The 19109-nt window shown below is 68.3% G+C and carries 15 protein-coding genes and 1 pseudogene; 5 read left to right on the forward strand and 11 right to left on the reverse strand.

All coding sequences use genetic code 11. The annotated features are described in order from the left end of the window. Positions 1-93: 93 nt before the first annotated feature. The 5 genes and pseudogenes from ACZ4W5_RS09530 to ACZ4W5_RS09550 all read right to left on the reverse strand — a co-directional run bounded on the left by ACZ4W5_RS09530 (position 94) and on the right by ACZ4W5_RS09550 (position 5663). The gene (locus ACZ4W5_RS09530; RefSeq protein WP_143685857.1) at positions 94-261 is read right to left on the reverse strand and encodes a DUF2207 domain-containing protein; all 168 of its coding nucleotides are present in this window, start codon (positions 259-261) and stop codon (positions 94-96) included. A gap of 31 nt (positions 262-292) precedes the next feature. Continuing rightward, positions 293-644 (reverse strand): annotated as a pseudogene (locus ACZ4W5_RS09535) (PRC-barrel domain-containing protein). Positions 645-906: 262 nt separating this feature from the next. Continuing rightward, positions 907-1383, reverse strand: a complete 477-nt coding sequence (locus ACZ4W5_RS09540; protein ID WP_046386302.1) for a DUF5994 family protein — start codon at positions 1381-1383, stop codon at positions 907-909. A 1364-nt stretch (positions 1384-2747) separates the two neighbouring features. Further along, complete coding sequence (locus ACZ4W5_RS09545; RefSeq protein ID WP_465653732.1) at positions 2748-3908, reverse strand: tyrosine-type recombinase/integrase; 1161 nt, start codon at positions 3906-3908, stop codon at positions 2748-2750. Between the two features lie 993 nt (positions 3909-4901). Beyond that, positions 4902-5663 carry a tyrosine-type recombinase/integrase gene (locus ACZ4W5_RS09550; protein ID WP_465653733.1) on the reverse strand — a complete coding sequence of 254 codons (762 nt, stop codon included), beginning with the start codon at positions 5661-5663 and terminating at the stop codon, positions 4902-4904. 559 nt (positions 5664-6222) lie between these two features. Here ACZ4W5_RS09550 and ACZ4W5_RS09555 point away from each other — a divergent pair. After that, a complete protein-coding gene (locus ACZ4W5_RS09555) occupies positions 6223-7344 on the forward strand; it encodes a Fic family protein (protein WP_465653734.1) in 1122 nt (373 codons plus the stop codon). A gap of 26 nt (positions 7345-7370) precedes the next feature. Here the strand turns inward: ACZ4W5_RS09555 and ACZ4W5_RS09560 are convergent, their stop codons facing one another. Then, positions 7371-7718, reverse strand: coding sequence for a helix-turn-helix domain-containing protein (locus tag ACZ4W5_RS09560; RefSeq protein ID WP_465653735.1), 348 nt, complete (start codon positions 7716-7718; stop codon positions 7371-7373). A gap of 595 nt (positions 7719-8313) precedes the next feature. Between ACZ4W5_RS09560 and ACZ4W5_RS09565 the strand changes: the two genes are divergently transcribed. The 4 genes from ACZ4W5_RS09565 (at position 8314) to ACZ4W5_RS09580 (ending at position 13603) form a co-directional block, all read left to right on the forward strand. Further along, the gene (locus ACZ4W5_RS09565) at positions 8314-9738 is read left to right on the forward strand and encodes a hypothetical protein (RefSeq protein WP_465653736.1); all 1425 of its coding nucleotides are present in this window, start codon (positions 8314-8316) and stop codon (positions 9736-9738) included. Between the two features lie 552 nt (positions 9739-10290). Then, entirely contained in the window at positions 10291-10722 is a 432-nt protein-coding gene (locus ACZ4W5_RS09570) for a hypothetical protein (protein ID WP_360238271.1), read from the forward strand. Beyond that, entirely contained in the window at positions 10719-12785 is a 2067-nt protein-coding gene (locus ACZ4W5_RS09575; RefSeq protein WP_465653737.1) for a hypothetical protein, read from the forward strand. Before ACZ4W5_RS09570 ends, ACZ4W5_RS09575 begins: the two co-directional genes overlap by 4 nt. A 47-nt stretch (positions 12786-12832) precedes the next feature. Beyond that, positions 12833-13603 (forward strand): hypothetical protein, encoded by a 771-nt coding sequence (locus tag ACZ4W5_RS09580; RefSeq protein ID WP_360238275.1) that lies wholly within the window; start codon positions 12833-12835, stop codon positions 13601-13603. A gap of 534 nt (positions 13604-14137) precedes the next feature. On the opposite strand, the gene ACZ4W5_RS09585 is transcribed toward ACZ4W5_RS09580, so the two are convergent. From ACZ4W5_RS09585 to ACZ4W5_RS09605, 5 genes are all read right to left on the reverse strand, one after another. Continuing rightward, on the reverse strand, positions 14138-14755 hold the full coding sequence (locus tag ACZ4W5_RS09585; protein ID WP_465653738.1) for a DUF2326 domain-containing protein: 618 nt from the start codon (positions 14753-14755) through the stop codon (positions 14138-14140). Then, complete coding sequence (locus ACZ4W5_RS09590; protein ID WP_360238279.1) at positions 14704-15057, reverse strand: hypothetical protein; 354 nt, start codon at positions 15055-15057, stop codon at positions 14704-14706. Before ACZ4W5_RS09590 ends, ACZ4W5_RS09585 begins: the two co-directional genes overlap by 52 nt. Beyond that, entirely contained in the window at positions 15035-15307 is a 273-nt protein-coding gene (locus ACZ4W5_RS09595; protein ID WP_360238281.1) for an ABC-three component system middle component 6, read from the reverse strand. Before ACZ4W5_RS09595 ends, ACZ4W5_RS09590 begins: the two co-directional genes overlap by 23 nt. Continuing rightward, a complete protein-coding gene (locus ACZ4W5_RS09600) occupies positions 15243-16013 on the reverse strand; it encodes an ABC-three component system protein (protein ID WP_465653739.1) in 771 nt (256 codons plus the stop codon). Before ACZ4W5_RS09600 ends, ACZ4W5_RS09595 begins: the two co-directional genes overlap by 65 nt. Before the next feature lie 525 nt (positions 16014-16538). Continuing rightward, a complete protein-coding gene (locus tag ACZ4W5_RS09605; protein ID WP_465653740.1) occupies positions 16539-18479 on the reverse strand; it encodes a hypothetical protein in 1941 nt (646 codons plus the stop codon). Between the last annotated feature and the right edge of the window lie 630 nt (positions 18480-19109).

Genomic DNA, 19109 nt, shown 5'->3' on the forward strand with positions numbered 1-19109 from the left:
CCTCACCCGGTTCTGGACCGGCGGCCCCGACTCGGCGTGTCGCAGGCACCTACTGCGAAGCGGTTCCCCGTACTGGCGGACTACCGGCGGGTCTCAGCGGTTGGAGGAGCGGCCGCCGTGCCGGAACCGGACAGCGGAAATGGCCACGGCGATGATCAGTACGGCAATGCCGATGAACAGCAGGTAGATCAGGCCGTGGATGGCCACGCCGACGATGCCGAGCACGATCGCCAGGATGATCAGGAACAGCACCAGTGCCATCGTTCGGGCTCCTTCGATGCGTGCGCGGGTATCAGAGTGCCAGGCGGCGTTCACCGCTCGTGCCCGGCGCGTAGTCCAGCTTGTAGTGGGCGAAGATCGCCGCCTCGTGCTCGGCCGGCAGTACGCCGTCGATGCCGATCCCCGCGCCGTCTTGACCTGGCTCCTGGGCCAGACCCTGCAGATAGCCCGGGCCGACCCGCCCGTCGGCGAGAGGAACAAAGACCAGGCGGCGGCGTGTGGGCAGCCCGACCGTGACGGTAGCGAACGCCGGCCGATCCGTCGCGGTGTCGACGTAGACGGGTTCCAGCGTGCCGATCTTGTGGCGGTCGGCATCCACCGCGTCGAGGGCCGCGCCATTCCCGGATGTCAGCCGCTTCGAACATCGGCAACCACCGATGTCGGTGGGCACTTCCCATTCTCCCTCCGGCGTGTGCCGCCGCCATCTGCCCGGTGTGCCGGCAGGGCGACTCGGTACGGCCACCGGTCGGCGATCAGGGTCCGGGTCTGGGAGGGGCAGCACATGGTCGGCGAGCCCCAGGCCGGGACCGAGTGGTCACGCAAGTAGCCGGAGCAGCCCGCAGCCGGCCGGGGGAGGAGGGCCGGGGCCGACGATGGTCGGTGTGGTGTGTCCGTTGGTGAACGGAGTCACCCGTCTGCCCGCGGGTCTGCGGTCGGCGCGCCCGCGGCTGTCAGGAGGTCGGTGCCGGTGCGGGTGTTGGCCGGGTCGGACGCCGCTGTCATCAGCCACTCGGCGGCGGAGGCTTCGGCCTCGGGGGGAATCACCAGGAGCTCCAGGCGCAGAGGTGTGAAGGAGCACACGATCACCTCGTCCGCGTCCTGCTCCTGTTCGAACCACCCGACGTGGATGACGTGGCCTGCGACCTGGACGCGTCGGGGGATGACCGGCCAGTGCGTCGGATTCACGGTGACACGGGTGACCTTCCCCCACGTGGGGTCCAGTGCTGCCGCCAGCGGGGGCAGCTCGCGCAGGAGATCGTGCGAGCGCGGCCACCATGCTCCGTCCAGCCGGCCGCGCGTGGCGCCCTCGGGTGTCAGTGACAGGCGGACCGTCGGCCCTGGCCCAGGTGGCTGGGTGGCGGCGGGATCGGGGGTCGCGGTCATGTCGAGACACCTGCCTCGGCTCGTTCGTGGACGGCCTCGTGCTACCGCCAGGGCGCCGCAGAAGTCTGCAGCTCGTGGACGGTGCGCTCTTCCACCGTACTCCGGCCGCAGCCCCGCCCTCCGGGGTGAGCAGGGGTGGTCGATGGGCGGGGTGAGCAGGGGTGGTCGATGGGTCGCCGCTGGTCGACCTTCGTCTCGAACTCCGCCACGCACCCCGGTCTGCCCGTAGCGGTCCTCTCCGTCGGCCGACTTCATCGCCTGGGCCCACGCGGATCGGCGTACGACTCACCGGCACTTCGCGACACCTCGGCCAGGGTGGATCCTGCGACTGTGAGGCGAGGCGCAGGAAATCTCTCGAGTGGAATTTCTGGTCAAACGCCAAGCGGAGGAATTTTCAAAAATTAACTTATGTGCATGGTGGGATCGAATTCTCGCAGTAAGGAGTATCCTGGAAAGTACCGGAAGAAGTTACCGGTAGGACGATCGCGAGGAGGCGAATATGCAGATCACTAAGGCAGGATCCCTGGCTGTGCGACTCGTGATCGAAAAATTGTCCGCCTTTTCGGCGGGAAAGATCACAGAGTGAATGGGGGGAAGGGCGCAGATTCAGATCCTGCTGCCCCGGTCGGCGTTACGCTCATGCAGGCCGGAAGGCCGTTCCCCGCAGCGATGCGGGGAACGGCCTTTTTCTGCGGCGGGGCCGCGTGTCATGGTTCGGTGGAGGACCGCCTTTACCGGCGTCCGGCGGTGGCGAAGTTGGCGGCGCACATGGTGGCGACTGCTCTGCTGGCATCCCGGCCGGCAGGGTGTCCTCGGCCAGCACACCTACGCGTCCCACCGGCTGCGGTTCGCGATCAAGGGCGTGGAGAACCTGGCCGACTTCGAAACACGGATCGGGAAGGACGCACAGGCCGAGGCCGACGGCATGACCACCCCGGAAAGTTCGAGGGTGACAAGGCCTGGCTCGTCGGCTCCGAGAACCGCAACCGCGGCTCCCTGCCCGCCGACATCTGGCGCGGCACCGCGGCCGGACTCGCCGACTGCGGAGCCCTGGCGGTCTACCCGACCGGTGGTTGGTGGAAGTCCCACAACAGATCCGACCGCGTCGGCCAGCCAGCCTCCTACGACCTCCTCGTGTCCCTCACGACACCTGAGATCGAGACGGACCTCTACACACCGGCCACAGTACGGCTCGATGTGCCGATCCCGACCGACCTGGTCGCGCGAGTGGAGACGACCTCCGGAATCCCCGTGCAACTGCCCCTGACCTGGTAGACGACGGGAGATCGGTCGATCCCGTGCCCCAGACACCGCCGGGCAGCTCATGTCTACGCTGCCCGGCGCACTGGTGGGTCCCGTCCTGCTCACGCCGCCTGTCCGAAGTTGCGACCGACGGCGGGGTCCGTCTGGCGGGCTGCCTGGGCGTCCGCGTGGTCGAGGGCGGCGGAGAGCGCCTTGACGGCTTCGTCGGCGGAGTCCTTGAGGAGGTGGCCGTAGAGGTTGATGGTGATGGCGAGGGTGGAGTGGCGCATCGTCTTGGAGACGACGGCGACGGGGATGTCGGCGGCGATCATGATGCTGGCCGCGGTGTGCCTCAGGTCGTGCAGGCCGATCCTGGGGAGGCCGGCTTCGGCGGTGCGCTTGCGGAGCTGGTCGAGGACCCACTGAGGGCGCAGCGGCGTCCCGTCGGGGCGGGAGAAGACGAGCCCCTCCAGGCGCCGTTCGGGGTGGGCGGTCATCTGGAGGGCGGCCTGGCGGTGGAGGGTGGCCATCACTCTGGGGGAGAGGCTGATCCAGGCGCGGCTGGCCTCGGTCTTGGGCTCGCCGAAGTGGATCCCGTTGTTGTTGACGGCGGCGAGGGTCCAGCGGACGTAGAGCTTGCGGTCCATGAGGTGCACGTCGGACCAGTGCAGGGCGAGGATCTCGCCGCGGCGCATGCCGGTGCCGAGCATGACCTCGAACAGGTCGGTGAGCCGGTCGCCGTAGTGCTCCGAGTTGTGGCGCAGGAACGCCGCCGCCTCGTCCGGCGTCCAGCAGGTGCGCTCGACGGCGCGGGGCCTGGGCGGGACGGAGTGCTTGGCCGGGTTGTACCGCAGTCGCCACGAGCGCACCGCGTGGTTCAGGGCGTTGCGCAGCGTGGAAACGACCCGGTAGACGGTGACCCGGCCGCGGCCGGCCTTCTGCTGGGCGGTGACCCAGGCGTCGATCTGCTTGGGGCGCAGGTCGGGGAGCCGGTAGTGGCCGAAGGCGGGGATGAGGTCCCGCTCGACGCAGTCCTCGTAGCCGGCGTAGGTGTTCGGCGCGAGCACCTCCTTCTTCGCCGCCAGCCACTCCCGCAGGAAACTGGCGACGGTGGTGCGGCGGTCCTCGTAGACCCCGCGCAGCTCACCGTCCAGCACCACCTTCATCTCCCGCACCGCCTCCGCCCGGGAGGCGAAACCGCCCCGACGGCGAGTCCTGCGCTTCCCGTCCTCCCTGGCCAGGTCGACGCAGTACGTCCACCTCCCGTGATCCGCCTCCTCCAACAACCGCACACACCACGGACCCAACTGCTTCCCGTGCCCGTCCGAGCAGCCACACCGCCGGTAGACCCGGCCACGCTGCGCACGCTGTCCCATGAGCTTCCCTCTCTCGGATTGGGTGATCCCGGGACCAAGAGTCGCTGCCCTGTCGGGCGTGGCGGCAGAGCGTGTGGGAGGGGGCGCGAGGCACGTCAGAACCAATCGGCGATGACACGCTCAAGACGACACACCGCCTGGAAGATCACCATCCGTAGCCGATGGGTAGTCGACCTTGATTCGCCCTCTGCGAACCCGCTGGCCGGTGGCGTTGCTGGTGGATCGTGGGGTGCTACGACCCGCGGTTGCTGAAGGCCCGCCAGATTGGTGTCACTCGCCGTGACCGGAGCCCTGGGGACCGCTTGGGGACCACTTTGGGACCACGCGCAATGAGCGCCAATGAGCGCCCATGGGCGATAACGGACGCTTGTGCACGAAGTGAACGCTGACGGTGCCTCACTCCGCACGATCCCCTTCGATCGGTCGGGCATGTCTGAGACCTCCAACGCCCATTGAGAGCAAGGCAGTTGAGAAGCAGAGGAGCCAGGACCTTAAGGTCCTGGCTGGCGACACTACTTGAAGCACTTGACTGGGGGTCAAGGGGTCGCAGGTTCAAATCCTGTCGTCCCGACTGTGAAGTCGGTTGTGAGAGCGGGTACTTGGGAAACCAAGGGCTCGCTCTTACTGGTTTTCGGGGCCCGTTTTTGGTCCTGGGCGGGTCCCAAGATGGTCCCCAGGCTTGGCCGCTGGTGCGTCGCCACCCGTTGCTCCAGCGGCTCGTATGCGGGTTGTTCTTCGAATCAAGGTGAAGTGCGCCGGCCGCGGGTCAAGTAGGTCAAACTGGTTCATATCGGGTCATTTCTAAGGCCCTTCTGGCGCCTCTGCTTGCCGCGGAGTGACTCGGGCAGCCTCGGAGCGGCTTGTCAGCGGCCATTTCGAGGCGATGGCAGTAACGGTGTGTTACCAGCGGCGGGTGATCTGGCCGTCGCGTTGGAGCTTCTCGAGGTGATGGGTGAGGGCTTGGCCGGCTTCCAGGATCCGGAGCACGTCGGGGTGGAAGTAGCGCTGAGTGGTGGCGATGAGCCGGTGTCCCGCGATTTCCATGAGGATGTGCGGAAGGATGCCGGCGTCGGCCGTCCAGGTAAGGCCGGTGTGGCGCAGATCGTGGCGTCGTAGGTGTTCGTAGCGGAGGTTGCGGGTGACCTCGTTCCAGTTGGTAGCGTCGCGTAGGACGGCGGTGCTGATGCGGCCGCCGCGCGGGCCGGTGTAGAGGCGGGCGTCGGGGTCGCCGCGGGTGGCCTGCAACCGGCGGGCGATGAGCGGGCGCAGCGGCTCGATGATCGGGATGAAGCGGGCGATCCGGCCTTTGGTGTGTTTGTCGACCAGACCGCCGGGTGCGGGGGTGGTCTGCCGGCGGCAGGTCAGGAGCCACTTGCCGGTGTCGACGTCGCGGGCCCGAACTCCGGAGACTTCTCCGATGCGGGTGGCGGTGCAGGCACTGTGGACGACGACGTCGCCCCAGCCGCGATAGTGGTTGTACGAGGCTTCGACCAGAGCGTCGGCGAGTTCGGTGAGGGCGTCCCAGTCGCGCAGTGCGAGGGTGCGGGGGTCCCACAGATTGTCTTCGGCTTGCTGGAACTGGTGCTGCCAGCCGGTGATGTGGGCGGGGTTGCGTTCGAGGATGCCGTCCACGATGGCCTGCTCGAAGGTGCGGGAGAGCACGGCGAGGGGTGGAGCGGCTGCAGCCGTCGGCGATCCAGCCGAGGACTGCGGCGGTGATGAGGCCGGTGGTGATCAGGCGCAGGGGGAGGTGCCCGAGCTCGGGCTCGATCCGCAGACGCCAGCCGGCGAGGTAGGGAACATGCGTGGTGGTTTCCAGGCCGGTCAGGATTGCCGCGAGGCGCAGGTTGACGTAGTCGGCCAGCGGTATAGAGGCCAGGGGCGGGAGGACGGGACTGCCGGTGGCGTCGGCCAGGATGGTCAGCCAATGGGTGACCAGCGTCGGGTCGAGCCCGTTGCGGACGGCTTCCGCCAGGAAGTTGCCCAGGCCTGCGTTTGAGCGGGGGCGGCCTGGGTGGGCGGCTGGCCGTGGTTGATGGGTGGGCGTGCGGCCCGGCGGCGGGTGGTCGGCGGAGCTAGGTGGTCGGCGGCAGTGATCTTGTTGAACGGATCCGGGACGGGAGGCTTCCAGTAGGTGTTGAAGTACTCATGAGTCATCGTTGCGCCGGTCTGCCTTGACTCGATGATGCCGTCATGGTGTCATCGCCTCATGCTCTACGGTGTGCCCACGCTGCACCACATCGACCAGGCCGTTCTGGCGGAGATCGGAGAGATGCGGGACCGTCTGCGTCTGCATCTGCGCACCCCGCGCCGCTGGGAGGGGCAGCTGCGCCGTAACCTCACGGCGCGGGCGATCGCCGGCTCGAACACGATCGAGGGCTACGCGGCGAGCGTCTCGGACGTCGAGGACATCATGGTCGGCGAGGCGCCGATCGATGCGAACGACACCGTCACGGCCGAGATCGAGGGTTATCGGCAGGCGATGACCTACATCCAGCGCCTCGCCGACGCGGGCGACGACTTCGCCTACAGCAAGGGCCTGCTCAACGCACTGCACTTCATGATGCAGGGCCACCACCTGATCAAACGGCCCGGCTGGTGGCGTACCGGGCCGGTGTACGTCACCTCCGCCGAAGACCCGACCATCGCTGCCTACACCGCCCCTGATGCCCAACAGCTGGCGGGCCTGACCGGCGAGCTGGTCGAGTGGCTGAACGAGGGAGACCTCGACGCACCGGGTCTGGTGCGCGCATCGATGGCGCACCTGAATCTGGTGTCGATCCACCCGTGGTCGGACGGCAACGGGCGGATGTCCCGCGCCCTGCACACCCTTGTCCTGGCCCGCGAAGGGATCATGGCGCCGGAGTTCTCCAGCATCGAGGAATGGCTCGGCCGGGCCCGCAACACCTACCGCTACTACGACATTCTCGCCGACGTCGGCGGCCCGGTCTGGACCCCCGACCGCGACACCCTGCCCTGGATCCGGTTCTGCCTGCGCGCCCACCACCAGCAGGCCCAGAGCGTCGAGCGCCAGGTGACCACCACCCGCGAGGTCTGGACCGCCCTCGACGAAGCCGTCGAGCAACACGGCTGGCCCGACCGCATGCTCTACGCCCTCTACCCCGCGGCCATGGGCAACCGCCTGCGCCGCGCCACCTACCAGGCCGACGCCGAGCTCAGCGAACAGCAGGCCCAACGCGACATCCGCGAACTCGTCCGCGCCGGCTGGCTCGCCGCCAAAGGCGAGGCCCAGGGCCGCTACTACACCGCCGGCCCCGACCTGCCCGATGAGATCACGCGCGGGGTTCGTGCGCCCAGGCCACTGCGCGACCCCTACGCGTGATCCGGCAGGCGCGGGGACGCTCGATCTCACCAGCGTCGGCCTCGGGTCTTTCCGCTGCTCGGCCGGTACGCGTCCTTCACGATCTGCGCGAGGTCGTCCTCGCTGAACATTCGATGGCTGCCGATCTGCCGGTGTGGGACTCGACCGGCGGCGGATTCCGAACGCAGCCAGGCGACGCCGACGCCGAGGCGTTTCGCGGCTTCCGTGACGGAGTGCAGCAGGGGTTCGTCGCTCTTGGGCTTGTCGTCGCTCGAGCAACCTGTGGGCGTGTGCTGGGGCAGCCCGGTGGGCAGGTTGAGCGCCTTCGCGGCCTCCAAGGGGCTCAGGTGATCCAGTCTGTGCATGCGCTCGATCGGCGTTCCTGCGCCGTCCATGGGCAGCCCTCCGTAGTTGTCAGAGGATGTATCGTTCCCGCCACGCAATGCTGCTGTCCGGGGCTGACCGAGCTTGGTCGGCATATGCATGAGGGCGCCCGCTCATGGTTCCTGTTGGCTCGTTCTCCAGCGAACCCTATTCGTGGCTGGTCGTGGAGTGGTCAGTGGTGTACCTGCCCATGACGCACTGGCCGAGCGGTCACGTTCTGTGGTCGATGGGTGGTTGACGTGGATGGCGCTGCGATCGCTCCGCAGTGGCCTCTTGCCGTGCCACCACACCTGTTCGAAGCCCCATTGCCTACGGCCTCTCAACCTGGCGGAACCAAAGCTGACTTGATCGGAACGGCCCTCCGTAGCTACTCACGTGCCCGTGTGACCGGACGGTGCGCCCGTGTGCCGGGGCGCTTCCACCGGGGGCCCAGGTACAGTGGCGGTAGCACCTGGTCCGGACCGCCGGTAGCACCGGCGGAACCAGCTACGGGCTCACCGACTTCATCGCCGTCCGGGGGAACGTTCGCAGCGTGCCCACCAGCGGAACTCCAACGTCAGCGCACGCTTGCCGTGCTGTGCGCCTTCCTACATCGGAGCTTTCCGCATGCCCGACCACCAGGTCAACGCGGTTCCAGGAGACTTCTTCTGCGAACACACATCCAGCAAGAGCCGGGTCATGGCCCTCGTCAGCCACGCCACCGGACCCACCTCGCTCCAGGCTGTACTGACCTGCCGCGACAGCGATCTCGCGCACCGAGCAGCCCAGTTGCTGCGGAAGGCGCTCACCTCCGCCCCAAAGACCTGGCGGGCGGTGTCGATGGAGCAACTCTGCGCGCAGCTTCCGGACGCTCCGGCCGCCTCCCTCCGGCAGGCCGTCACGCACGCGCTCGCTCGGACCTGGCCCGCGGTTGCCGGATCGCTCATCGACTGGCGCGGGCTGTCCGAGGACACCGCGCAGGGCGCGGGAGACGAGGCCGACGACGGTGGGCACCAGGAACGGGAAGTCCGAACGCCGTACGACGCGCGCCTTCGCGAGCTTGCGGGCCCGGTCGTGCAGATCGTTACACTGCGCGAGTACCACGTTTACGACCCCGAATTGCTGGTGAGGACGGCTGCGGCGCAAGGCTGGGCGCCGTTGCCGGCGGAGGAACTGGATGACGACGACCCGAACGACGTAGTCGGCGCGGTCATGTGCCTCAGCAGTCGCGACGAGGTGATCGACGGCGCCGACAACGTCACCGACCAGAGCACCGGCCACCGGCTGCGGGCCGAGGACGGGGACGAGGTCGCCGACTGGAGCCCCAAGCCCGTGACCGCTGAGTTCGGCGCTGGCTGGCGACTCTCCACCCAGGAGGCCAAAGGCCGGACCATCAGCACAGAATGGGGGGAAGTCCCGGACTTCGCAGCGCTGTTCGCGGCGACCGAGCATGACTGCGACGACGAGGAGTGCGACGACTGCGCCTGGCGGCTCACCCCGCGTACCGCTGACCTCCTGCACAGCGCGCTGTGCGGCCTGGCCGACCAGGCATACGACGACGCGGAGGCATTTGGGGACGAGCCCGTCACGGTCGAGGACAAGGGCGACTGGGAGTTCTTCGCCCGGTTGCCCAAGCTCACCCACGGCTGCGACCTGCAGTGGCGCCGCCGCATGGCCAGGGCCCTGGACGACCTGACCGACGACCTCGAACACGGCCGCTGGCCCGAACCGACCTGCACCGCTGAGGAACTCGCCCTCCACCTGGCCCTCCGGGAGGCACCGAGTTACCTCGACGAGGTCGAGGACAATGAGGAGAGCCTGCACCGTAAGCTCCCCGTCCACGACGACGACTACGACTTCGACACCTGCAAGGACCTGTTCTTCCAGGACGCCGACGTGCTGATGCTCTACAGCCCCCGCTTCGACGGGATCGAGGACCCTGACGACGACGCGAACCGTCGACTCGGCATCGGAGACCTGCGCCCGGCAGCGTGGTTCGAGTCGTTCGACAACGTCGAGGCGCGCGACCCCGACCGCGGCTTCCGCCGCTGACCGGGGCCACCGCCACCTGTGGGCCGGAAGGGCGGCTGAGCCGTCGGTCCACAGGTGGTCACACTCCTGTGACTGGTGTGACAGTGGGCCTCATGGCCGGACCAGCGCAAGCCCGCTGGCTTCCAGCACGGCTGCCTGCCAGCGGGCAACAGCCTGCCCGGCGCACCTTGTCCTTGGCGGGAGTTGCGCGATTCAGAGCGATCGAGGCTCTGGGGTCGGTGGGACAGCCGCTGTCATCTGGGGAGCGGGCGGCAGGGCAGGTCTTCTCAGCCCGACCCTGGATTCGCGCCACTCTGGGGCCGCTGCCTCGTGCCGTGGTCGGGCTTCCGGCAGTCGAACAGCACGGGCCTGCCCGTGGTCGAAGACTGTGTATGCGTCGACATACCTGCCGTGCACAGGATTCGAACGACGGCGGGGACGCGCCGGCGGCAGGTCGGCGCTCCGGGAGGGCGGGATCCGGTCGATGTGCACGATCGGCTTGTGCGGCGTCACATTCCGTTCGCATCCTTTCGTGGCGCGGCCCATCGCGTGAGGCCGGACGAGAGGTGAGACATGGGTGCTGCCGAAATCGACGTGATGGACCTGGCGACACGGGCGTCCGAGGCGCTGGCCGTGGAGGTGGCACGGTCCGGGTGGGGTCTGGTCAAGGAGCGGATCGCTCGCTTCCTGACGCGCCATGAACCCGAGGCCGCGGAGCGGCAGCTGGCGGACCTCGATGCTGCCGCGGAGAAGGGCCCGGACGGCGACGGAGCACACGATGCGCTCCGGGCACAGTGCTTCTGGCAGCTTGGAGCCTGTCTGCAACGCAACCCCGACGCGGTTGAGGAACTGGAGCAGCTGCTCGTCGAGCTGGGGGACGGAGGCAGGACAACGGGCTCCGTGATGAACGCGAACGGCAACACCGGCAGCGTCGTCATCCAGGCAAGCGGCAACGTGAGCACGGGGCAAGGTTCCATCGCTGCCTCAACTTGGCCTAAGCGGTGACGGTGGAACAGCCCTTGAAGGAGCCGGGCCCTGGCACGCCCGGAGTCCAGCGCGCCGACGGCAATCACCGGTCGGTGATCGTCCAGGCCCAGGCCGCCAGCGGGGCCAGCGTGCTCGCCGTGGTCAACATCCATGAAAAGGAACTGCTTCCGGTTCACCCCGTCGATCCGTCGGTGATCTCTGCGGTGCGGCAGGCATGGGTCAGGACGAGCCGCGACGGCACGGAGGTGCTCGCCGCAGAGCAGACCCGTGATGTGCTCCTGCGCGAAGGCGGTCTGGCGGTCGTTGGCGGAGACGGCGGCGACGGGCGTTATGCCATCGCCGTCCGGTCCCTGGTCCTGCTGGAGAAGCCGCGCCGCAGCGAAGGAAGACCCTCGCTGCGGCTGTGGCAGATCACACCGGACTGGGATCCGCCGGACACCAGCCTGCTCCCGATCGAAGAGAACTGTGGGTACTTGCTGGACGTCTCTGCCGAGATCGCCGACTGGCCGAAGGAGATGCCCTCGAAGCTGGGCGACTACGGTCGCCGTCTCGCGCAGGTCGGTTCCTGCCTGGTCGTGATCGCAGGCCGTGACGGCTGGCCCACCATGGGCCCTGAATCCGCGGTGCTTGTGCGGGCACGGCCGCCGGCCCCTCTGGACCTGGTGAGATCGCACCTTGGGCTGTACCACCGCCGCCCGGAACTCCTCGAGCGGTTGCAGCCCGGACATGAGCCCCAGGAGCACGAGCAGGACCTCGCCCATCTCGTAACCAAGGGCATGCATCCGGCCGACGCTGCCGAACTCGCCCGGCTGCTCGCCGACGCGGTAGAAAGCGAGGAGAAGCTCTCAGCGGCCGTCGAACGGTTCACCGGCTGGAAGGACTACATCACAGGCTTCTTCGGCCGGACCGTCGAACGCCCGGAAGATCGCGCACTGCTCCTGGCCGCGGTACTCCTCGAAGGCGCCAGTCCCTCTCAGGTGCACCAGGCGGCCCGCGACCTGCTTGGGGACTCGGACAACAACAGCGTGCGCGACGCATTGTCGGGCCTGGACCTGGGGAGCCGCCTGCGTGAGGCAGGAGCCAACGTCAGCGACAACAAGGTCACCTTCACTCACCGGCCCGGCTACGGCTACGCGGTCCTCAAACACATCTGGACCGAACTCGCCAACACCCAGAGCCACATCAGGCAGTGGATCGCACGGATCACAGCCACGGGCGAGATCGGGGCCGACCGGCTCGGCACCATCGCCGACCTGCTGGCGAAGCTGGCGGCCGAGTACAACGACAGCAGCGTGCTGCCCAGCCCCACGACCCGGGGCGGCGGCGCCCCCGCCGCACTCAGCCGTGGTAGCGCCGCCGCCCTCATGCTGTCCTCCGCCGCCCGGCACCCTGTCCTCGGCGCGGGAGTGCGCAAACAGCTGCGCGAGAATTGGGCACCGAGCCGGGACCAAGAGGTCGCCAGGGTCGCCGCACTGGTGTGCCAGGGTGCCTTCGCCGAGCAGTTTCCTGGCCAGGCCCTGGTACGCCTCCGCCACGTCCTCGCTCGCGACGTGGAGGACCAGGCCAACGAGGAGGCCGGACAGGCCATTCGCGCCCTGGTGAGCGAGCACGGCAAGCTCGCTGTGACCTGGGCGGCGGTCAACGACTGGATCGGACCGCCGGACAGCAGCAGCCCCGCCAGGGCCGGCCGCTCGCGCGCCGGCCGGCGCGCGTTCCTCGCCTTGGCGGACCTGACCACCGACCCGAATCCCACGGAGCTCCTGCTCGCCGCAGCCCGCCATGACGAGTCCGTCACCGACGAGATCGTCGCGGCCTGGAATGCCACCCTGCCCGACTCGTCACTCGCACGCACCTGCGAGAGCAGCCTGACTGCTTGGGCCGAGGCCAGCATCGACGGACCCCTGCCGGCCGACCAAGTCCTCGAGCTCATCGAGCGGGTCGTCAGCGGCCGCATCAGCCTAGACCCGGTTGCCGCCGTCGTCATCGGCCGCGAGGTCAACACCGAGTCGAAGGCCATGCGCGAGTTCCGTCGGCGCCTGATCAGCCGCCGCTTCCCCGCCGCCCGACCAGAGCCGTCGTGAGAAGTGACCAGCCGACCCGCGCACAGCGGCGGGAACTACGGCGCGCGGTGACCGCATTCCCGGCCGTCCTGCCCACCCAGTACCCGGACATCGCTTTCACCGCCGAGATCACCGCCACCACCTACCCCGACCAGTTGCCGGGCCACGACACGGCGGGCCTCGCGCGGCTGGTCCGCACCACGCTCCGCCGCGCCGCCGTGGATGCCGCCGCCCGGCTGGACCCGGCCGACCTGCCAGGCGCCCAGGATGCGTTGGCCGAGCACCTGGCCGGTTGCCGCCCGCTGCCCGGGCACCCTGACGTCATCCTGCAGGCGCAGATCACCGCGGTCCTGGACCCCACGGCCACCGAGGCCACCGCCGTACTGATGCGCGCCCGCCGCAGCCAGGCACTGGAGGACACCGTCTTCCTCCAGGCGGCCAGAGCCCGTGCTCACGCACTCGCCGATCCGGCGATCCTGGCCGCCGCCCTGACCATGCCCGGCACGGGAACCTGGGCGGAGCACCTCAAGGACTTCAAGTTGACCGACGAGAGCGCCAGGACCAACTTCATCAAGGCCCTGACCAACCTGTCGCAACTGCTGGCGACCGCCCGGGCTCCGGCCACCGGTCCGGCCGACCTTCAGTTCCTGGAGATCCTGCGCACGTTCTTCTCCCGCTTCGAGCAGCTGCACCAGCGGCGCATGCTCCTCGCCTTCACCTCCGACTACATGCGCAAAGCAGGCCACCGCGACCTCGCGGACGGTCTCGACGCGCTCCTCGAGCCACCTGGCCCGGCCGACCCGGCGGAGGGATCTGGCCTGTCGGAACCGGCAGGATGAGAACCACCGTCCTGCGCTGGGTGCTTGCCCCGCGAACCAGCTGGTGCGCCTGGCGCCTCACACGGGCGGCCGGCGGACAGATCGACTTCGACACAGCCTGGAGGGCCGTCCGGGTCAGGCGGCACCCCGACGAGACCGAGTTCCGCGCTCATGGCCACCGGCCTCCCAAGAAGCCTCCGGATCCGTCTGCGCGGTCGGCCCGGCGGCGAAGCCTCGACTGACAACACCCGGCGCTCCTGTGCGAGAGGCCCGCAAGCACCATCGCGTACGAGAGGTCGGCAAACTCATTGGCGAGCGCGAACCACCAACCCCGTCACGGTGACGGGTCGGCATCGGCTGAGGAAAGGGGCGCCCTGGCCGAGCGGGGCACCGACTACGGCGTTCGTCGGCCGGCGGGTGGCACCGACCAGATACTGCCCGCTACGGCTCTCCATCATCGCTCGAATGAATGTGGACAGGTTAATAGTCGGGTGGAGAGCATTCGGGTCCCCTTGCCGCGCTCGCGACGACCGCTTGGGAGGTGTGTTCGGGCGGTCAGAAGCGGAAACCGAACAGGCCGCCGGCCGCGTGCTCGTCCGTGAGGACCGTGGTGTTCACGTAGGGGGCGGAGTCGAATCCGAGCCTGGTCGCCTTGTCGAGGTCGTCGGTGTTGAGGGTGACGATGTACTGCATGTTCTCTTCGCCGGCGACCTGGATGGCGAGTTCAAGTGCGGCCTTTACCTGGCGCGCGTCGACGCCGTCGTAGAGGTGGCTGTCGTGGATGAGGAAGTCAGGTCCTCGTCTGTGGTGGTGGGCGATGACGGCCAGAGTGAGGTCGAAGCAGAAGATCACCATGTTGCCGATGCCGCGGCTTCCGTCGCTGTCGATGCGCGGTGTGACGCTGATCTGGTTACGGGTCGCTTCGATGGCGAGGAAGGCGTCGTTCACGGCCTGGCGAAGCTGCCTGCGGGTCGCCTCGCGTGCGGCCAGTTGTCGGTAGCCATCAGCCAGGCGCCAATCGAGTCCGAGCAAGAAGGCGAGGTTGGTCGTGGCGTCGGCCGCGGACTGCTTGGAGTGGGTCCGGCCAGCCTCGTTGAAGCCGTGCGACGACACCCGGCGCGCTAGGTACGAGAGGAGGGTGCGGCCGCTGACCCCGGGGTGGTCCGGCCCCATGCCGAACAGGTTGCGGTCGATGAGCTGGTTCCACGCACCGTCAGCGGCTGGGTGATGCCTGGCCAGTCGAGGTCAAGCTGGAACGTGATCGACTTCAGGGGACGCTTGGCGAAGGGGCTGCGGGCATCAGCACGCGCACCGAGCAGGAAGTGGACGAGCTCGATGATGCTCGACTTGCCGGCGCTGTTGCGGCTGTCGGTCGTCGCCGAGGTGTTGGTCCTGTCCGCGAGGACGAGGTTCAGGCCCGGAGCGAACACTACCGTCTTGAACCGGGCGTCGTCAGCGCTCAGCCGGCGCAGCATGTGCACTCCTCGCGACGAGCAGGTCGTGGCGCAGCTCGACCACGCCCATTCCGTACAGCACGTCCAGGGCCAGGACGAACCAGCTGAACGACAGCGGCGAGTTGTGATCCTTCTCCTCGCGCCAGGCCTTGAGCCGTGCCCACGTCTGATTGACGGTTCTGGGTTCGTTGAGCTGGTCGGAGTGATCACCGGATTGCCCCTGTGAGTTCGGCCGGGCTCCAGCCTGCCGGTGGCGCCTCGAAGATGTCACAGCGGAAGAAGAAGTGCGCCAGCACGACCCATGCCGCGCGATGGCGGCTGGGTGGCTGGGCGGCGTTGCCGATCACGTACATCTCAAGCTGCCACAGCACGTCCTCCGGGTCGGCGCACTCCTGGCGAACCTGCTCGTAGTAGATGCGGAAGCCACGCGCGACCTCGTCCTGTTCCAGCTCGCGGATCCCGCCAGCGTAGAAGGCCTCTACCAGGTGGACGCTTCGCAGGCCGAGTTTGAGGCTTTCACGCGATTCTGAGTCGAGCTGGTTGTAGCTGAGCTTGTCCGCGTGCACTTGTGGAAGTTCCATGAGTGGATCGGCCTGGGCGCGCAGCTGGGTGAGGTGGTTCAGCAGGGGGACGAGGTCCTCCAGTCCGACGCCGTAGGCCATCGGTCTGACCGGGATCTCACACGCGAGCACGTCCTCGGCAACGACGACGTCGAGCTGCATCAGCTCCTGCCACAGCGCCCGGCTGCCCAGCTCCTCGAAACGCAAATCGGGGTGGTCGTTGCGGGCGGTAGCGACAAGAGTCGCCACCTCCGGATGCACGCCGCGCCGGTCGTTGTGTACGAAGACGAACGTGGTGAACTGGCCGGAGCGCTGTCTGCGTGCGCTTGCGAGGTCGTCCTTGAACTTCTTCTTGATGTCCTTCGCGCTCACTGTTTGCGGGCCGTAGCAGGCGTAGAGCCGGTTGCTGTTCAGCATCAGCCCATCTGAACCCTGATCGCCCACGTTGCCGTGCGTCCGTACGGCCAGGAATCCCGGGTACCGCCTGCATGACCTTTTGGAAGAAGGTCTCGAAGGCGGCGCCGTCGAGGTCGGCCATGAGGTCGAGGAACTTCAAACGGGCGTACATGCGCTGCTCGAAATTCACCGATCCCCCTCACATCAAGGTCGTCATCGTAGCTTCGCGGGATCACGCCAGGGAAGGGAAGCGCAGCCCCCAGACCCGGCAGGCCGCGCCGACCGCGGTACACAGCGAGCCACCAGCGCGGTCGCCCGTTCAAGCGAGCGCCCCTCCTCGTAGAACGGTGCTGGGGTTCTGGCCGGAAGGCCGGCCGTTGCCATCCAGCGGGGTTGTGAGGCGCTGAGGAGGTCTGGAGCGACAGCGACAGCCGCATTCTCTGGGGCACGCAGGCCAGGCCCGAGACAGCCGACCGTCTTGACCTGCGCACTCGGACCGGCGCGGTGTTGTCTACGGCCAGCCTGCTTCGGGGCGGCCCGGGGCTGTCATCGGGAGGTGGGCGGCTTTGGCCATGCTGATCCCTCTGCTGCGGCGGTGAGGATGTCGCCGAGGCGGAGCCAGGCGTTGGGGCCGGAGGGGCTGATCGGGCTGTCGGCGAGCCGTTGCCAGGCGTTGTCGTCGTTGCCGAGCGTGCCGACGACCAGGGCGACCACGGTGGGGTGGATGCTGTCGTAGTGGTTTCCCCTCGCTTTGAGCGCGGTCCAGGCGGGCATGGCGAGGACGGTTTCGTTGCGGCAGTCGGGCAGAGCGAGAACGTGCCGGGCCCAGGCTTCGCGGTTGGCGGGATTGCCGCCCAGCCTGCTCCGAAGTTCGTGGGTCAGGATGTGGACTGCCTGCTGCGGGTTCGTGTGGCGAGCGAGGACGTCGGGGAAGGAGCGGTTGTGCCCGTAGCCGCTGTGCGCGAACGACAGCAGTGCCTTCTCGACGAGTTCGTCGTCGGCATGCCGGTCGAGGTACTCGTCGAGGACGTCCGCCGTTACGGCGGAGAGGGCGCGGGGCGTTACCTGCGCGGGATCGCCGAGGGCCGCGCGTCGTGTGGCGGGTGTCTGGGGGAGCGGGTCGGCGACGATCCGGCTGATCGCGGTGATCAGTTCGGTGAACTGTCGATGGTCCTCCTGTGCCGTGTAGTCGTAGGACCTGGGACGGGCCTGGCCGCGGCGGGCTTCGTGGATCATCGACTGGACCGTCTTCTTGACGGCAGGTGTCACCTCGGGCAGGTGGAGCAGCATGGCGTGGACCCAGCGGAGGTCGGCCGCCCGGCTGACGCCGAGGGAGTCGTTCGGCTGCCAGGTGTGGAGCGCCTGTACGGCCACGTCGGCGAAGCGCCGTCCCAGTTCGGCGAGTTCATCCGCCGGCGTGAGCCAGGTGTAGGGATCGCCGTACGAGGGCTTGGCCTCTGCGGGGTTGAGCACCAGACGCCACGGCTCCTCGGCGGCGTGGGAAGCCCAGAATACGGCGGCGCGCACGCCCCACCGGGCCCGGCGACCACTGTCCTCGAGATAGTGCTCGATGTGCTCGCGGTCCTCCGCGCTGAGGGAGGCGAGTTCGGCGGCGAAGCGCTCCCGGGCTTCCTCCGGTGAGGACCCGTCCTGGACGGCGCGGCACACCCGGGCCGCCAACCTGGCCTGAGCGAAGCGGTCCAGGTCCTGCAGGGCGATCCGCTTGAGCAGGCCGGGCTCGACCATCCACGGCACGCTGCCGAGCAGCTGGTCCGTGATCACGGGATGGGCGTCGGTTCCTTCGGTGCCGACGACGAGTTGGGAGTGCCGGTCGGGGTGGCGCTCGAGGACCGCCAACCACATGGTTCCCCAGGCGGCGAACGCCTGCTTGAACCGCTTCCATCTGGCCTCGGAGCTCTCGTTGTCGTGATTGCTCTCGTCTGGTGCATCGGGGAGCAGAGAGATCGCGGTGTCGAACACGTCGTCGTGGAGGCGTTCCGTCCGCAGGACGAGCTGGGCCGGTGTCGGTTCCTTGAGCAGGGCCGGTGTGATGAACGGACGCTCAGGCACGCGCCTGCGCAGTTCAGCTGCGACGGCCCTGCACAGGACGGGCGGTCGGCGGGCGGTACCGAGCGAGCCGAGCTGGTTAGCCGTGCACTGTCGGAGTGCGCTGTCCCGAAGGGCATCCCCGCACGCGGGATGGGCAAGTGCGAGAGCCACCAGCTCGATCGCCGTCCCGACCATGTAGTCGGGCTCCGACTCTGCCTTCCGCAGGCCGTTCGTCACCGCTGCTTCCAGGAGCCAGTCAGGCGCCTCGCCCCGGAACGGTTTCGTGAGCAGTGCTTCGAGGAGGCGCGTGTACTGCCGGTCGTCCGCCAGCGCGCGGGCCTGCCCGGCAACCATCCGGGCCGCAGCCGACCCGGCGTCGGCACCGGCTGCGACGGCAACCAGGAAATCCACGGGCAGCCGTGAGCTGGTGGTGGCCATGCCGCACATCCCTCCTTGAGACACGAATGGTCAGGCTCATCCTGCTCCATGTCTCGGACAACCGGGTCAACAGGCTGGGGGTCAAGGGGTCGCAGGTTCAAGGCCTGTCGTCCCGACCGCGAGTTTTCGCAGGTCGGAGGGCGCTTCCATCAAAATGATGGGAGCGCCTTTTTGTGCGCGTCGCGGGGTGGTGGTCGTGGTCGCGCCCTGGCCGGTCTGGGAACGCAGCCTGATGGCAGGTGGCGGTGGACAACTCGCCGTAGCCAGGCTGGAGTTGGGGCCGGGTGGTCAAGCGTGGTGCTTCGCGGTCGGAGGAGCTCGGCCCTCCTGAGGGGGTGACCTGCTGTCGTCGGCTTGACGGGCGCCGTACGCGATCTTCCTCGGTGGCGACTGATTCGCACCGGTTAGTCCCGATTTCTGGGTCGGGATCCTCGCTTGAAGTCCTGTCGAGTGATCGTTGCGCTGCGACCACCACGCGATCACCAGAGGCCGGGCGTGGTTGCTGAGCTGCTGCTACCCCTTGAGAGCGCGACAAGGAGCTCACTTCGCCCGTCGCTGCGCCGAGGGCCGCTGGTAACCGCTCGGGTCGCGGCGGGTGAGGCGCGATTCGCTCTTCGTCTTTGTGCTTTT

This window comes from Kitasatospora sp. NPDC029367, from assembly GCF_055569135.1.

Coding starts and splice junctions, on each gene's coding strand:
- ACZ4W5_RS09600 (WP_465653739.1), bottom strand. CDS start 16,013: ATGCTGAACAGCAACCGGCTCTACGCCTGCTACGGCCCGCAAACAGTG.
- ACZ4W5_RS09585 (WP_465653738.1), bottom strand. CDS start 14,755: ATGGGGCCGGACCACCCCGGGGTCAGCGGCCGCACCCTCCTCTCGTAC.
- ACZ4W5_RS09605 (WP_465653740.1), bottom strand. CDS start 18,479: ATGGCCACCACCAGCTCACGGCTGCCCGTGGATTTCCTGGTTGCCGTC.
- ACZ4W5_RS09570 (WP_360238271.1), top strand. CDS start 10,291: ATGGGTGCTGCCGAAATCGACGTGATGGACCTGGCGACACGGGCGTCC.
- ACZ4W5_RS09590 (WP_360238279.1), bottom strand. CDS start 15,057: ATGCTGCGCCGGCTGAGCGCTGACGACGCCCGGTTCAAGACGGTAGTG.
- ACZ4W5_RS09530 (WP_143685857.1), bottom strand. CDS start 261: ATGGCACTGGTGCTGTTCCTGATCATCCTGGCGATCGTGCTCGGCATC.
- ACZ4W5_RS09565 (WP_465653736.1), top strand. CDS start 8,314: ATGCCCGACCACCAGGTCAACGCGGTTCCAGGAGACTTCTTCTGCGAA.
- ACZ4W5_RS09540 (WP_046386302.1), bottom strand. CDS start 1,383: ATGACCGCGACCCCCGATCCCGCCGCCACCCAGCCACCTGGGCCAGGG.
- ACZ4W5_RS09560 (WP_465653735.1), bottom strand. CDS start 7,718: ATGGACGGCGCAGGAACGCCGATCGAGCGCATGCACAGACTGGATCAC.